The organism is Streptomyces zinciresistens K42 (assembly GCF_000225525.1).
Classification (GTDB): Bacteria; Actinomycetota; Actinomycetes; order Streptomycetales; family Streptomycetaceae; genus Streptomyces; species Streptomyces zinciresistens.
This window is the reverse complement of record NZ_AGBF01000025.1, coordinates 1-13,021: the sequence shown is the minus strand read 5'-3', so window position 1 is coordinate 13,021 and position 13,021 is coordinate 1. Positions and strand designations below refer to the sequence as shown.

General features: G+C 73.3%; 12 protein-coding genes. 4 read left to right on the top strand and 8 right to left on the bottom strand.

The window, feature by feature from the left end; translation table 11 throughout:
- Nucleotides 1-24: 24 nt before the first annotated feature.
- Nucleotides 25-1,041 carry a PLL family lectin gene (locus tag SZN_RS11075; RefSeq protein WP_007494305.1) on the top strand — a complete coding sequence of 339 codons (1,017 nt, stop codon included), beginning with the start codon at nucleotides 25-27 and terminating at the stop codon, nucleotides 1,039-1,041.
- Nucleotides 1,042-1,096: 55 nt separating this feature from the next.
- The gene (locus SZN_RS11070) at nucleotides 1,097-1,489 is read left to right on the top strand and encodes a hypothetical protein (RefSeq protein WP_007494304.1); all 393 of its coding nucleotides are present in this window, start codon (nucleotides 1,097-1,099) and stop codon (nucleotides 1,487-1,489) included.
- A gap of 63 nt (nucleotides 1,490-1,552) precedes the next feature.
- On the opposite strand, the gene SZN_RS11065 is transcribed toward SZN_RS11070, so the two are convergent.
- The 5 genes from SZN_RS11065 to SZN_RS11045 all read right to left on the bottom strand — a co-directional run bounded on the left by SZN_RS11065 (nucleotide 1,553) and on the right by SZN_RS11045 (nucleotide 8,387).
- Nucleotides 1,553-3,682 (bottom strand): 3-hydroxyacyl-CoA dehydrogenase NAD-binding domain-containing protein, encoded by a 2,130-nt coding sequence (locus tag SZN_RS11065; protein WP_007494302.1) that lies wholly within the window; start codon nucleotides 3,680-3,682, stop codon nucleotides 1,553-1,555.
- Nucleotides 3,679-4,905 (bottom strand): thiolase family protein, encoded by a 1,227-nt coding sequence (locus tag SZN_RS11060; RefSeq protein ID WP_007494301.1) that lies wholly within the window; start codon nucleotides 4,903-4,905, stop codon nucleotides 3,679-3,681. The genes SZN_RS11065 and SZN_RS11060 overlap by 4 nt, the downstream gene beginning before the upstream one ends.
- A 315-nt stretch (nucleotides 4,906-5,220) precedes the next feature.
- Nucleotides 5,221-6,510 carry a ribonuclease D gene (locus tag SZN_RS11055; protein ID WP_078508530.1) on the bottom strand — a complete coding sequence of 430 codons (1,290 nt, stop codon included), beginning with the start codon at nucleotides 6,508-6,510 and terminating at the stop codon, nucleotides 5,221-5,223.
- Nucleotides 6,511-6,698: 188 nt separating this feature from the next.
- Nucleotides 6,699-7,361, bottom strand: a complete 663-nt coding sequence (locus tag SZN_RS11050; protein ID WP_007494297.1) for a response regulator transcription factor — start codon at nucleotides 7,359-7,361, stop codon at nucleotides 6,699-6,701.
- A 348-nt stretch (nucleotides 7,362-7,709) separates the two neighbouring features.
- Nucleotides 7,710-8,387, bottom strand: a complete 678-nt coding sequence (locus SZN_RS11045) for a DUF3000 domain-containing protein (RefSeq protein WP_043729970.1) — start codon at nucleotides 8,385-8,387, stop codon at nucleotides 7,710-7,712.
- Nucleotides 8,388-8,491: 104 nt separating this feature from the next.
- Between SZN_RS11045 and hemE the strand changes: the two genes are divergently transcribed.
- Nucleotides 8,492-9,547, top strand: coding sequence for a uroporphyrinogen decarboxylase (gene hemE, locus SZN_RS11040; RefSeq protein ID WP_007494292.1), 1,056 nt, complete (start codon nucleotides 8,492-8,494; stop codon nucleotides 9,545-9,547).
- Nucleotides 9,548-9,554: 7 nt separating this feature from the next.
- Here the strand turns inward: hemE and SZN_RS11035 are convergent, their stop codons facing one another.
- A complete protein-coding gene (locus tag SZN_RS11035; RefSeq protein WP_007494290.1) occupies nucleotides 9,555-10,373 on the bottom strand; it encodes a rhomboid family intramembrane serine protease in 819 nt (272 codons plus the stop codon).
- 124 nt (nucleotides 10,374-10,497) lie between these two features.
- Between SZN_RS11035 and SZN_RS11030 the strand changes: the two genes are divergently transcribed.
- The gene (locus tag SZN_RS11030; protein ID WP_007494288.1) at nucleotides 10,498-10,824 is read left to right on the top strand and encodes a hypothetical protein; all 327 of its coding nucleotides are present in this window, start codon (nucleotides 10,498-10,500) and stop codon (nucleotides 10,822-10,824) included.
- Between the two features lie 30 nt (nucleotides 10,825-10,854).
- Here SZN_RS11030 and SZN_RS11025 read toward each other — a convergent pair whose 3' ends face one another.
- Both SZN_RS11025 and SZN_RS11020 read right to left on the bottom strand, forming a co-directional pair.
- Nucleotides 10,855-12,261 carry an FAD-dependent oxidoreductase gene (locus tag SZN_RS11025; protein ID WP_043729964.1) on the bottom strand — a complete coding sequence of 469 codons (1,407 nt, stop codon included), beginning with the start codon at nucleotides 12,259-12,261 and terminating at the stop codon, nucleotides 10,855-10,857.
- Nucleotides 12,262-12,288: 27 nt separating this feature from the next.
- A partial coding sequence (locus SZN_RS11020; protein WP_007494283.1) for a DUF4349 domain-containing protein occupies nucleotides 12,289-13,021 on the bottom strand: 733 nt, incomplete at its 5' end.

Here is a 13,021-nt window from a genome sequence, read left to right as displayed (position 1 = left end):
ACCGCCCCCGAATAGAGTGAACAGGTGAACGGCGACTGGCTCATCCGCGGCCGCGACGGCCGCCTCAGCGTCTATCTGCCGGCGGGCGACACCGTGCTGTGCCGGGCCGAGCTCGGAGCGGACGGCCGCTGGGAGCCGCCGCGCCGGGTGGGCGGCGAGCAGAAGCTGCGCCCCGGCCCCGCGTTCGGGCAGGGCGCCGACTCCTATGCGCACCTGGCGGCCTGGCGCCCCACCAAGCCGGGCGAGTCCGGGCTGGTGCACACCACGCACTTCCGCCCGCGCCTCGCCGCCCTGGACTGGGCGTCCATCGGCCACCCGGACGGCACCGGGGACCGTACGGGCAGCCCGGCCGTCACCGTCGACGCGCAGGGGCGCGCCCATGTCTTCGTCCGCAACCGGGCCGGCGGGATGAGCATGCGCGGCCAGAAGCAGGTGGGCGGCTGGGGCCCGTGGCGGGACCTGAAGGGGCGCGACGTCGCCGAGCGTCCGGCCGCCGTGGTGGGGGAGTCGGGGCGTGTCGAGCTGTACGCGGCCGTCCCCGGCGCCGTGCTGCACTGGCGGCAGGAGGAGCCGGGCAGCGTGCCGGTGCTGGAGGAGGCGCTGGAGACCCCCGTGCGCGCCGACACCCTCTACGCGCTGGCGACCTCCGCGGAGCACACCACGCTCTTCTACGCCGACGAGGCGGACGGGCTGTGGGCCTGGCGCCCGGGATCGGAGCCGGTGAGGCTGCTGACGTCCGCGGGTCCGGGCCCCCTCCGGGCGCTGCGCTGCCGGCTCGACGGCCACGACTGCACGCTGCTGGCCCGGCGTTCGGCCGCCGGCCGGGTCGCCTTCGCCGCGTATCCGACCGAACAGGAGTCTGCGGGGGCGTGGTGGACCGAGTCGGGTCCGCCGCTGCCGGAGGACGCGCTGGTGGCGCTGGCGCTCGACGAGGGCGGGCGGGTGGTCGCGGCCACCCTGTCGCCGTCGGACGGCCGGCTGCTGGTCACCCGGCGCAAGGACGAGCCCGGCCTCGCGCTGGAGGCGTGGCGGGAGGTCTGAGGGCGCCCCGGTCACCGGGACCGCGGGCGGGAGGAACAGGGGCGCGGCAGGCAGGATGGCGGGTATGGAGACGGAAGAGCTGATAGTGGTCTGGCAGCGGGTCCTGGAGCCCTCGGGGGCGTCCTGGGCACTGTTCGAGAACGGCACCTGCGTGGTGCTGAAGGAGCCCGCCGGCGATCTGGCGGACGCCGCGGTGCGGCTCCTGGGCGAGTACGGTCCCGTGCACGTCGGCTCCCAGGCCGGGGACTTCAACGTGCTCACCCTCAAGGACGACATGGGGTGGCTGGTGACGGGCCATCACCCCGACGTGATGACCCATGTCGGTCCCGACGAGCCCGCCGACCCCACGCATCTGGCCGTCGGCCTGCACGGCCGCGCCAAGCGCCATCAGGACGGCACGGAACTGCGGGTCGTCCACGTCGAGGACCGGCGCCCGGCTGACGGCTGACGGCACCAGGGTGCCCCGCACACCGACGGATGTGCGGGGCACCGGCGTCCGGCACGGGCCGTACTACGCGGGCACGCTCGCGACGCCCGGCGCCAGGAACCTCCTGCCGTTCACCCGCTCGGAGACGCCCTCGCGGTCCAGGTACGGCGTGATGCCGCCCAGGTGGAAGGGCCAGCCGGCGCCGGTGATCAGGCAGAGGTCGATGTCCTGGGCCTCGGCGACGACACCCTCGTCGAGCATCAGGCCGATCTCCTGGGCGACGGCGTCCAGGACGCGGTCGCGGACCTGCTCCTCGGTGAGCACCGCGTCGCCCTGCTTCAGCAGCGCGGCGACCTCGGGGTCCAGCTCCGGCTTGCCGGAGTCGTGGACGTAGAAGCCGCGCTTGCCCGCCTTGACGACGGCCGCGAGGTTCGGGGAGACCGTGAAGCGGTCCGGGAACGCCCGGTTGAGGGTCTCCGAGACATGCAGGCCGATCGCGGGGCCGACGAGTTCCAGCAGCACCAGCGGGGACATCGGCAGACCGAGCGGCTCGACGGCCTTCTCGGCGACCTCGACCGGGGTGCCCTCGTCGATGACGTTCTGGATCTCGCCCATGAAGCGGGTGAGGATGCGGTTCACGACGAACGCGGGGGCGTCCTTGGTCAGGACCGCGGTCTTCTTCAGCTTCCTGGCGACGGCGAACGCCGTGGCCAGGGAGGCGTCGTCGGTCTGCTCGCCGCGCACGATCTCCAGCAGCGGCAGGATCGCGACCGGGTTGAAGAAGTGGAAGCCCACGACCCGCTCGGGGTTCTTCAGCTTCGACGCCATCTCGGTGACCGACAGCGAGGAGGTGTTGGTGGCGAGGATCGCGTGCGCCGGGGCGACCGCCTCGACCTCCGCGAACACCTGCTGCTTGACGCCGATCTCCTCGAAGACGGCCTCGATCACGAAGTCGGCGTCCGCGAAGCCCTCGGCCTTGTCCAGGACACCGGTGACCAGCGCCTTGAGGCGGTTGGCCCGGTCCTGGCCGATCCGGCCCTTGCCGAGCAGCTTGTCGATCTCGGCGTGGACGTAGCCCACGCCCTTGTCGACGCGCTCCTGGTCGATGTCGGTCAGGACGACCGGCACCTCCAGGCGGCGCAGGAAGAGCAGCGCGAGCTGGGAGGCCATCAGACCGGCGCCGACGACACCGACCTTGGTGACCGGGCGGGCCAGGCTCTTGTCCGGCGCGCCCGCGGGGCGCTTGCCGCGCTTCTGCACCAGGTTGAAGGCGTAGATGCCGGAGCGCAGTTCACCGCCCATGATCAGGTCGGCGAGCGCCCGGTCCTCGGCGTCGAAGCCCCGCTGGAGGTCGCCGTCCTTGGCGGCGGCGATGATGTCCAGGGCGCGGTAGGCGGCCGGGGCGGCCCCGTGCACCTTGGAGTCGGCGAGGAAGCGGCCCCTGGCGACGGCCTGGTCCCAGCCCTCACCGCGGTCGACCACCGGGCGCTCGACCGCGATGTCGCCCTTCAGCACCCGGGCGGTCCAGATCAGCGACTGCTCCAGGAAGTCGGCCCCCTCGAACAGGGCGTCCGCGATGCCCAGTTCGAAGACCTGGCGGCCCTTGAGCTGCTTGTTCTGGTTGAGGCTGTTCTCGATGATCACCGAGACGGCCCTGTCCGCGCCGATCAGGTTCGGCAGGATCGTGCAGCCGCCCCAGCCGGGCACCAGGCCGAGGAAGACCTCGGGCAGCGAGAACGCCGGCAGCGCCTGGGAGACGGTGCGGTACGTGCAGTGCAGACCGACCTCGACGCCACCGCCCATGGCGGCGCCGTTGTAGTACGCGAAGGTCGGCACCGCGAGGCCCGCGAGGCGCTTGAAGACCTCGTGGCCGCCCTTGCCGATGGCCAGCGCGTCCTGGTGCTCGGTGAGCAGTTCGACGCCCTTGAGGTCGGCGCCGACGGCGAAGATGAACGGCTTGCCGGTGACGCCGGCGCCGACGATGTCGCCGGCCGCGGCCTCCGCCTCGACCTGGTCGACGGCGGTGTTCAGGTTCGCCAGCGAGGCCGGACCGAAGGTGGTCGGCTTGGTGTGGTCGAAGCCGTTGTCCAGCGTGATGAGCGCGAAGCGCCCGGCGCCGTACGGCAGGTCGAGGTGGCGTACGTGCGCCTGCGTCACGACCTCGTCGGGGAACAGCTCGGCCGCACCCTTCAAAAGCTCGGCGGTGGTGCTCACTTGCTGCCTCCGGCGGTGTCGAAGTGCGGGTTCTCCCAGATGACCGTCGCGCCCATGCCGAAGCCGACGCACATGGTGGTCAGGCCGTAGCGGACGTGCGGCTGCTCCTCGAACTGGCGGGCCAGCTGCGTCATCAGCCGGACGCCGGAGGAGGCCAGCGGGTGGCCGAAGGCGATGGCGCCGCCGTACTGGTTGACGCGCGCGTCGTCGTCCGCGATGCCGTAGTGGTCGAGGAAGGCCAGGACCTGGACGGCGAACGCCTCGTTGATCTCGAACAGGCCGATCTCGGAGATGTCCATGCCCGCCTTGGCGAGGGCCTTCTCCGTGGCCGGGATCGGGCCGTAGCCCATGACCTCGGGCTCGACGCCCGCGAAGGCGTACGACACCAGGCGCATCTTCACCGGCAGGTTGTTCTCGCGGGCGAAGTCCTCGGACGCGATCAGGGAGGCGGTGGCGCCGTCGTTCAGACCGGCCGCGTTGCCCGCGGTGACCCGGCCGTGCACCCGGAACGGGGTCTTCAGCGCGGAGAGGTTCTCCAGCGTGGTGCCCGGCCGCATCGGCTCGTCGGCGGTGACCAGGCCCCAGCCGGTCTCGCCGGCCGCCGGGTCGGTGCGGCGCACCGAGATCGGCACCAGGTCGGCCTGGATCCTGCCGTCGGCGTACGCCTTGGCGGCCTTCTCCTGCGAGCGCACGGCGTACTCGTCGGCGCGCAGCTTGGTGATGTGCGGGTAGCGGTCGTGCAGGTTCTCCGCCGTCATGCCCATGAACAGGGCCGACTCGTCGACCAGCTTCTCGCTGACGAACCGCGGGTTGGGGTCGACGCCCTCGCCCATGGGGTGGCGGCCCATGTGCTCGACACCGCCGGCGACGGCGATGTCGTACGCGCCGAAGGCGACCGCACCGGCGACCGAGGTGACGGCGGTCAGCGCGCCGGCGCACATGCGGTCGATCGAGTAGCCGGGCACCGACTGGGGGAGACCTGCGAGGATTCCCGCGGTGCGGCCGATGGTCAGGCCCTGGTCGCCGATCTGGGTGGTCGCGGCGATGGCGACCTCGTCGATCTGCTGCGGGTCGAGCCCGGGGTTGCGGCGCAGCAGCTCCCGGATCGCCTTCACGACGAGGTCGTCGGCGCGGGTCTCGTGGTAGATGCCCTTCGGGCCCGCCTTGCCGAACGGGGTGCGGACGCCGTCGACGAAGACGACGTCCCTGACGGTACGAGGCACGATGGCTCTCCTCCAGGGTGCGGGATGGCACTACTGCTGCGCGACACGCTGAGCGTGCGCTCAGGCCCCATGCTACTTATGGGTAACGTAGCTGCACAGTCCTGGCGGGGGGAGCGGCGAAGGTCACACCATCGGCGGCGTCCCGCCTCGGGCGCGGGCGGGCCGCCGCGGCGGCCCGGCGCCCCGGGACGCGAAAGATCTTGGCGCGATCTCGACGGTGCCTCGCCGCTTCCGTGACCCGTCCGGCGGCCCCGGACGCTCGCTCCCGGCAGGACCGGTGGCGCGGTCCCGCCGCCTGCGGCCGTCGTGAGCGCCCTACGACGCCCGCGCGGACAGCGCGGCCACCAGCACCGGGGTGACCTGCTCGACCTGCCAGGGCCGCGCCCCGTGGGCGGCCAGCGCCCCGGCGACCGACTCGGCGTCCAGGTCCTTCGGGGGCTCCCAGCACACCCGGCGCACGGTGTCGGGGGTGATCAGGTTCTCCTGCGGCATGGCGAGCCGCTCGGCGAGCGCGGAGACGGCGGCCCGAGCCGTGGACAGCCGGGCGGCGGCCACCGGGTCCTTGTCGGCCCACGCGCGCGGCGGCGGTGGCCCGGTGACCGGCTGGCCCGGGGAGGGCAGCTGAGCGTCGGTCAGGGCCTTCGCCCGGTCCACCGCCGCCTGCCACTGCTCCAGCTGCCGCCGCCCGGTGCGGTGCCCGAAGCCGTTGACCGCGGCCAGCGCCTGCACGGTGGCGGGCAGCGCCAGCGCCGCCTCCACGATGGCCGTGTCCGAGAGGACCTTGCCCGGCGACACGTCGCGGCGCTGGGCGATCCGGTCGCGGGTCTGCCACAGCTCCCGCACCACGGCGAGCTGCCGGCGCCTGCGCACCTTGTGCATCCCGGAGGTCCGCCGCCACGGATCCTTGCGCGGCTCGGCGGGCGGAGCGCTCGCGATCGCGTCGAACTCCTGGTGGGCCCACTCCAGCTTGCCCTGCCGGTCGAGCTCCTTCTCCAGCGCGTCCCGCAGGTCCACGAGCAGCTCGACGTCCAGCGTGGCGTAGCGCAGCCACGGCTCGGGCAGCGGGCGGGTCGACCAGTCGACCGCGGAGTGCCCCTTCTCCAGGACGAACCCGAGCACGCTCTCCACCATGGCGCCGAGGCCGACGCGGGGGAACCCGGCGAGCCGGCCGGCCAGCTCGGTGTCGAACAGCCGGGTCGGCGCCATGCCTATCTCCCGCAGGCAGGGCAGGTCCTGGGTGGCGGCGTGCAGCACCCACTCGACGCCGGACAGCGCCTCGCCGAGCCCGGACAGGTCAGGACAGGCCACGGGGTCGATGAGCGCGGAGCCCGCCCCGGCCCGGCGCAGCTGGACGAGATAGGCGCGCTGGCCGTAGCGGTAGCCGGACGCGCGCTCCGCGTCGACGGCCACGGGACCCGACCCGGCGCGGAAGGCCGCGACCGCCTCGGCGAGCGCGGCGTCGTCGGCGATCACCTGCGGAATGCCCTCGCGCGGCTCCAGCAGAGGGATCGGCGCCTCCGGAACAGAAGATCCGGCGTCGTCCGGAGGGGCGCCTCCGGTGGTTCGCAGTGAACTGTCTGCTGCGGTGTCTTGGGCGTCGGTCACCTGTCAAGGGTATCCGTGGATGGACGGCGCCCGCCGACGGAACGTTCCGTCGGCGGGCGCCTGAGGGTCGTAAACCAGTCAGTCAAGTGAAGGGTCCGGCTCACGACGGCCGAGGGGCGGGAGCGGGTCCGTTGGCAGGTCCCGTTCACGCCAGTGAACGATCTGACGGTGGAGCGGGGTGGCGGGACTCAGTGGATGATGCCCGTGCGCAGGGCCACGGCCACCATCCCGGCGCGGTCGCCGGTGCCGAGCTTGCGGGCGATGCGGGCGAGGTGGCTCTTGACGGTCAGGGCGGACAGGCCCATCGAGACGCCGATCGCCTTGTTCGACTGGCCCTCGGCCACCAGCCGCAGCACCTCGACCTCGCGGCCGGACAGTTCGCGGTAGCCGCCCGGGTGGCTCGGGGCACCCGGGTGGCGACGGTGCATACGGGCGGCGGCGGCGCCGATGGGGGCGGCACCGGGCCGGGTGGGGAGCCCGAGGTTGGTGCGGGTGCCGGTGACGACATAGCCCTTCACGCCGCCGGCGAGGGCGTTGCGCACGGCGCCGATGTCGTCGGCCGCGGACAGGGCCAGGCCGTTGGGCCAGCCCGCGGCGCGGGTCTCGGACAGCAGGGTCAGGCCCGAGCCGTCGGGCAGATGGACGTCGGCGACACAGATGTCGCGGGGGTTGCCGATGCGGGGACGAGCCTCCGCGACGGACGAGGCCTCGATCACGTCGCGCACACCGAGGGCCCAGAGATGACGGGTGACGGTGGAGCGGACGCGCGGGTCGGCCACGACCACCATGGCGGTCGGCTTGTTCGGGCGGTAGGCGACCAGGCTTGCGGGCTGCTCGAGGAGAACGGACACCGGGCCTCCTGGGGTGCGGGGACGGCTTTCAAGGTCACAGTCGTCTTCGGCACCAAACCCGTGGCCCTTTAGAGAAAGATCACGATTTAGTGAGTAACAATCAGGGCAATTCAGACACACGGTCGATCGTTCGGTGAGGAAATCGCTTCGATCAAGAACGTTTTCCTGACCGAATGTGGCCGTATCGACAAAGTGACGGTCAAGCAGGTGGCCGCGGAGCATGACGCGGCCCCTCCGGGAATCCCGGAGGGGCCGGTACGGATCGAACGGATCAGAGGGATCAGAGGGATCGGACGGGACGGAGGGGACGGACGGGACGCGGGCGCGAGAAGGCGGTGCGGACGCGGGTCAGCGCGCCTGCGGATCGCGGCGCTGCGGCAGGGTCACCACCGACGCGTCGCCGGGACCCGCCGGGGGCAGCCCCGCCACCTGCGCGAGCAGATCGCACCAGGACGCGAGATGGGCCCCGGTGTCCGGCACCCCGCCCCGCCCCTCACGGGGCGTCCAGGACGCGCGGATCTCGATCTGCGAGGCCGCGGGACGCTCGGACAGCCCGCCGAAGTAGTGGGAACCGGCCCGGGTGACGGTGCCGCTCGGTTCGCCGTAGGACAGCCCGCGCGCCTGGAGCGCCCCGGTCAGCCAGGACCAGCACACCTCCGGCAGCAGCGGATCGGCCGCCATCTCCGGCTCCAGCTCCGCGCGCACCAGCGTCACGAGCCGGAACGTGCCCCGCCACGCGTCATGGCCGTCCGGGTCGTGCAGCAGCACCAGCCGGCCGTCGGCCAGGTCCTCGTCGTCCTCGACGACGGCGGCCTCCAGGGCGTACGCGAACGGTGCCAGGCGCTGGGGCGCCCTGGTCGGCTCGATCTCGATCTGCGGACGCGGCCGGCTGCCGCGCAGGGCCTCCACCGCGGCCCGGAAGGCCGGCGGCGCCGTACCCCCCGATTGCCGGTCCGCCCCTCCGGTCCCCCTCGCGTCATCCGCCCCGCCCGTACCGTCCGACAGTCTTCCCTGAGCCGCAGCCATGCCGGGAAGGTTAAGGGGAACGGGAGCTTCGCGCAGGGAGGGACACCCGGACGACACGGCGGCCCCGGCCCGGGGCCCGCGGCGGCCGTGCGAGACTTGCCCCCGTGAGTGCCAAGCAGACGCCGCCGCAAGCCACGTACGACTCCGCCTTCCTCAAGGCGTGCAGGCGTGAACCCGTACCGCACACGCCCGTGTGGTTCATGCGGCAGGCCGGGCGCTCGCTGCCGGAGTACCGCAAGGTGCGCGAGGGCATCCCGATGCTGGAGTCCTGCATGCGCCCGGAGCTGGTCACCGAGATCACCCTCCAGCCCGTGCGCAGGCACGACGTGGACGCGGCGATCTACTTCAGCGACATCGTCGTCCCCCTCAAGGCCATCGGCATCGACCTCGACATCAAGCCCGGCGTCGGACCCGTCGTCGAGGAGCCCGTGCGCACCCGCGCCGACCTCGCCCGGCTGCGCGACCTCACCCCCGAGGACGTCTCCTACGTCACCGAGGCGATCGGCCTGCTCACCGCCGAGCTCGGCGCCACCCCGCTCATCGGCTTCGCGGGCGCGCCGTTCACCCTCGCGAGCTACCTCGTCGAGGGCGGCCCCTCGCGCACGTACGAGAACGCCAAGGCGATGATGTACGGCGACCCCGAGCTCTGGGCCGACCTGCTGGACCGCCTCGCCGACATCACGGCCGCCTTCCTCACGGTGCAGATCGAGGCCGGCGCCTCCGCCGTGCAGCTCTTCGACTCCTGGGTCGGCTCCCTCGCCCCCGCCGACTACCGGCGCTCGGTGATGCCCGCCTCGGTGAAGGTCTTCGACGCCGTCGCCGGACACGGCGTCCCGCGCATCCACTTCGGCGTCGGCACCGGGGAACTGCTGCGCCTCATGGGCGAGGCCGGCGCGGACGTCGTCGGCGTCGACTGGCGCGTCCCGCTCGACGAGGCCGCCCGCCGGGTCGGCCCCGGCAAGGCGCTCCAGGGCAACCTCGACCCCACCGTCCTGTTCGCCGGGCCCGAGGTCGTCGAGGCCAAGACCCGCGAGGTGCTGGACGCGGCGTCCGGCCTGGAGGGGCACGTCTTCAACCTCGGCCACGGCGTCATGCCGTCCACCGACCCCGACGCGCTGACCCGGCTCGTCGACGTGGTCCACACGCACGGCGCGCGCTGAACCCCGCTCACCACGTCGGCCGCGCGCGCCTGCCGAACAGCAGTCCGCGCGGCTCCGGTGGCGGCGGCGTCCCCGCCCGCAGCGGCCAGGCGATCACCATGCCGGCCACAAAGCCCGCGATGTGCGCCGTGTACGCCACGGTGCCCGCGCCGGAGACGGCGTCGCCCTTCGAGTACACCGCCTGGAGCACGAACCAGAAGCCGAGCACCAGCCACGCCGGCAGCCGCAGCGGCAGGAAGACCAGGAACGGCACGAGCACCCACACCCTGGCCCTCGGATACAGCACGAGGTAGGCGCCGAGGACCCCCGCGATCGCCCCGGACGCGCCGATCAGCGGCTCGGCCGAGCCGTCGTTGAGGAGCGCGAAGCCGTACGACGCCGCGTAGCCGCAGACGACGTAGAACAGCAGGAACCGCACATGGCCCATGCGGTCCTCGATGTTGTTGCCGAAGATCAGCAGGAACAGCATGTTGCCCGCCAGGTGCAGCCAACCGCCGTGCAGGAACAGCGAGGTGAGCACGGACAGCACCGGGGACTTGTCGTAGCCGGGCGGGCCGACGACGCAGCCCGGCCCCTGCGCGCCGACCGCCACCTCGCCGGTCGGGACGGCGCCCGGCAGCCGGCCGTGGATCAACTCCCGCGGCACCAGCGCGTACTGGTCCAGGAACGCCTGGAGCCGGCAGAGCTGCTCGGTGGCGCTCTCGCCCCCGGCCGGCCCGAAGGTGCCCGGCGTGCACAGGAACACGAGGACGTTCGCCGCGATCAGCGCGTATGTCACCCAGGGGGTGCGGTTCACCGGGTTCACGTCATGGACGGGGATGACCACGAGGAGTATCTGCCCAGCGGACGGCACGTGAACCGGTGAACACGGGCGCCGCCGGGTGCGTATGTCCCGGCAACCACCCGCGCCACGGGGAAGGCGGGCCGCGGGGACGACGTGAGGACAGGCGATGAACGACCGAGGTACTCCTCCGATACACGCCACGCCCGACGGCGAGGCCGAGATCGCCGTGGTGCTGCGGCTGCCGTGGGAAGACGTGGCCCGGCTGGGCCAGGACGCCGGACGGCTCGCCGCCCAGACGCAGCGCCCGGTGACCCTCGACGAGGCGGTGAGCCACCGGCTGCGCTCCCCGCGGGCCGCCACGCACGCGAAGCCGCCCGCCGAACAGCCGGCCGCGGCCGCCATGCCGGCCAGCGCGTCGGTGTCGTCCCTGCCGTCCCGGCCGCCCGCCGAGCAGGCCCGGCAGGCGATCGAGCGGATCAACGGATCGGCGTAGACGGCGCGGTGCGAGCGGCGCGGAAGGCGTTCAGGCGGACTGTCCCACCGCCCTCACCGCCTTGCGCGCCGCCACCAGCACGGGGTCCCACACCGGTGAGAACGGGGGCGCGTACCCCAGGTCCAGGGCCGTCATCTGCTCCACCGTCATCCCGGCCGTGAGCGCCACCGCCGCGATGTCGACGCGCTTGCCGGCGCCCTCGCGGCCCACGATCTGCACCCCCAGCAGCCGTCCCGTGCGGCGCTCGGCGAGCATCTTGACCGTCATGGGTGTGGCGCCCGGGTAGTAGCCGGCCCGGCTCGTGGACTCGATCGTGGCCGTCACGTACTCCAGGCCCGCCCTGCGCGCGTCCTTCTCGCGCAGACCCGTGCGGGCGATCTCCAGATCGCAGACCTTGCTGACGGCCGTGCCGACCACACCCGGGAACGTCGCGTAGCCGCCGCCCACGTTCGTGCCGATGACCTGCCCGTGCTTGTTGGCGTGGGTGCCGAGCGGAATGTGCCGCTCCTGGCCGGAGACCAGGTCCAGGACCTCCACGCAGTCACCGCCCGCCCAGATGTTCCCGTGACCGCGCACCCGCATCGCCAGGTCGGTCAGCAGCCCGCCGTGGCCGCCCAGCGGAAGGCCGGCCGCCCGCGCGAGCCCCGTCTCGGGGCGGACGCCGATCCCGAGGATCACCACGTCCGCCGGGTACTCGGCGTCCTTCGTGGCCACCGCGCGGGCCCGGCCGTCCTCCCCGGTGCGGATCGCGGTGACCTCGGCGTCGTCGACCATGGTGATGCCGAGGCCCTCCATGGCCTCGTGCACCAGCCGCCCCATGTCGGCGTCGAGCGTCGACATCGGCTCGCTGCCGCGGTTGACGACCGTCACCTCGTAGCCGCGGTGGATCATCGCCTCGGCCATCTCCACACCGATGTACCCGGCGCCCACCACCACCGCGCGCCGCCCCCGCGCGCGGGCCAGCGCGTCGATCAGCGCCTGCCCGTCGTCGAGGGTCTGCACCCCGTGGACACCCGGCGCGTCCATCCCCGGCAGGCCGGGACGGATCGGCCGGGCCCCGGTCGCGATCACGAGCTTGTCGTACGACGTCCAGTACTCGGCCCCCGAGTCCGCCTCACGCGCGCGTACCCGCCCGCCGGCCACGTCGATCTCCACGACCTCCGTCCGCATCCGCAGGTCGATGTCCCGCGCGCGGTGCTCCTCGGCCGTACGGGCGATCAGCAGGTCGCGGTCCTCGACCTCGCCGCCCACCCAGTAGGGGATGCCGCAGGCCGAGAAGGAGGTGAAGTTGCCGCGCTCGAACGCCACGATCTCCAGCTCCCCGGCGCCCCGCAGACGGCGCGCCTGCGACGCCGCGGACATCCCCGCGGCGTCGGCGCCGATCACGACCAGCCTCTCCCGCACACCCGCCCCGTTCCTCGTAGCGTTCATGGTCATGCGGACACGCTACGAGGGTCCGGCGTCTCAGTCCCGCCCGGCACCCTCGCGCGCGGAGACGGGCGGCAGCGGGGGGCCCGGCACGGGCGCGTGCACCGGTTCCGGGCGGCGCGGCAGCCGGCCCCTGAGGACCTTCAGCCACAGCAGCGCGAGCAGGGCCGCCGCCACCAGGAACGGCAGCGCGGCGCCGAAGGCCACGGCCAGCCAGCGCACCGTGGTCACGAACGCGCTCCAGCCGCCGGCGAGCGCGTCCAGGAAGCCGGGACCGTCGTCCGCGGCCGCCTTCCTCACCCCCGTCTCCGTCAGGGACAGGGTGATGGTGGCGAGGCCGGTGCGGTCCTTCAGCGACGCCTGGCGGGCCAGCAGCGACTCCAGCTCGGCCTGCCGGCTGCTCAGTTCGCCCTCCAGCGCCACCACGTCGCTGAGCTTGGCCGCCCGGTCCATCAGCGCGCGCACACGGGCCACGCTGGCCCGCTGGGAGGAGATCCGGCTGTCCACGTCCACGACCTGGTCGGTGACGTCCTGCGCCCTGGCGCTGCGTTCCAGCAGCGTGCCCGAGCCCTCCAGACCGGCGAGCACCCCGGCGTAGCCGGCGACGGGGACGCGCAGCACGAGACGGGTGCGCTCGCGGCCCCGGCCGTCCCGGACGGTCGTCTCGCTGCCGACGTACCCGCCCGCCGCCTCGACGGTGGTCCGGGCCGCGTCCAGGGCCTCGGGCACGTCCTTGACGCGCACGGTCAGCGAGGCCGTGCGGATGACG

Excerpts from the sequence above, each read along its gene's own strand:
- SZN_RS11070 (WP_007494304.1), top strand. The coding sequence starts at position 1,097 with ATGGCGGGTATGGAGACGGAAGAGCTGATAGTGGTCTGGCAGCGGGTC.
- SZN_RS11045 (WP_043729970.1), bottom strand. The coding sequence starts at position 8,387 with ATGGCTGCGGCTCAGGGAAGACTGTCGGACGGTACGGGCGGGGCGGAT.
- SZN_RS11030 (WP_007494288.1), top strand. The coding sequence starts at position 10,498 with ATGAACGACCGAGGTACTCCTCCGATACACGCCACGCCCGACGGCGAG.
- SZN_RS11025 (WP_043729964.1), bottom strand. The coding sequence starts at position 12,261 with ATGACCATGAACGCTACGAGGAACGGGGCGGGTGTGCGGGAGAGGCTG.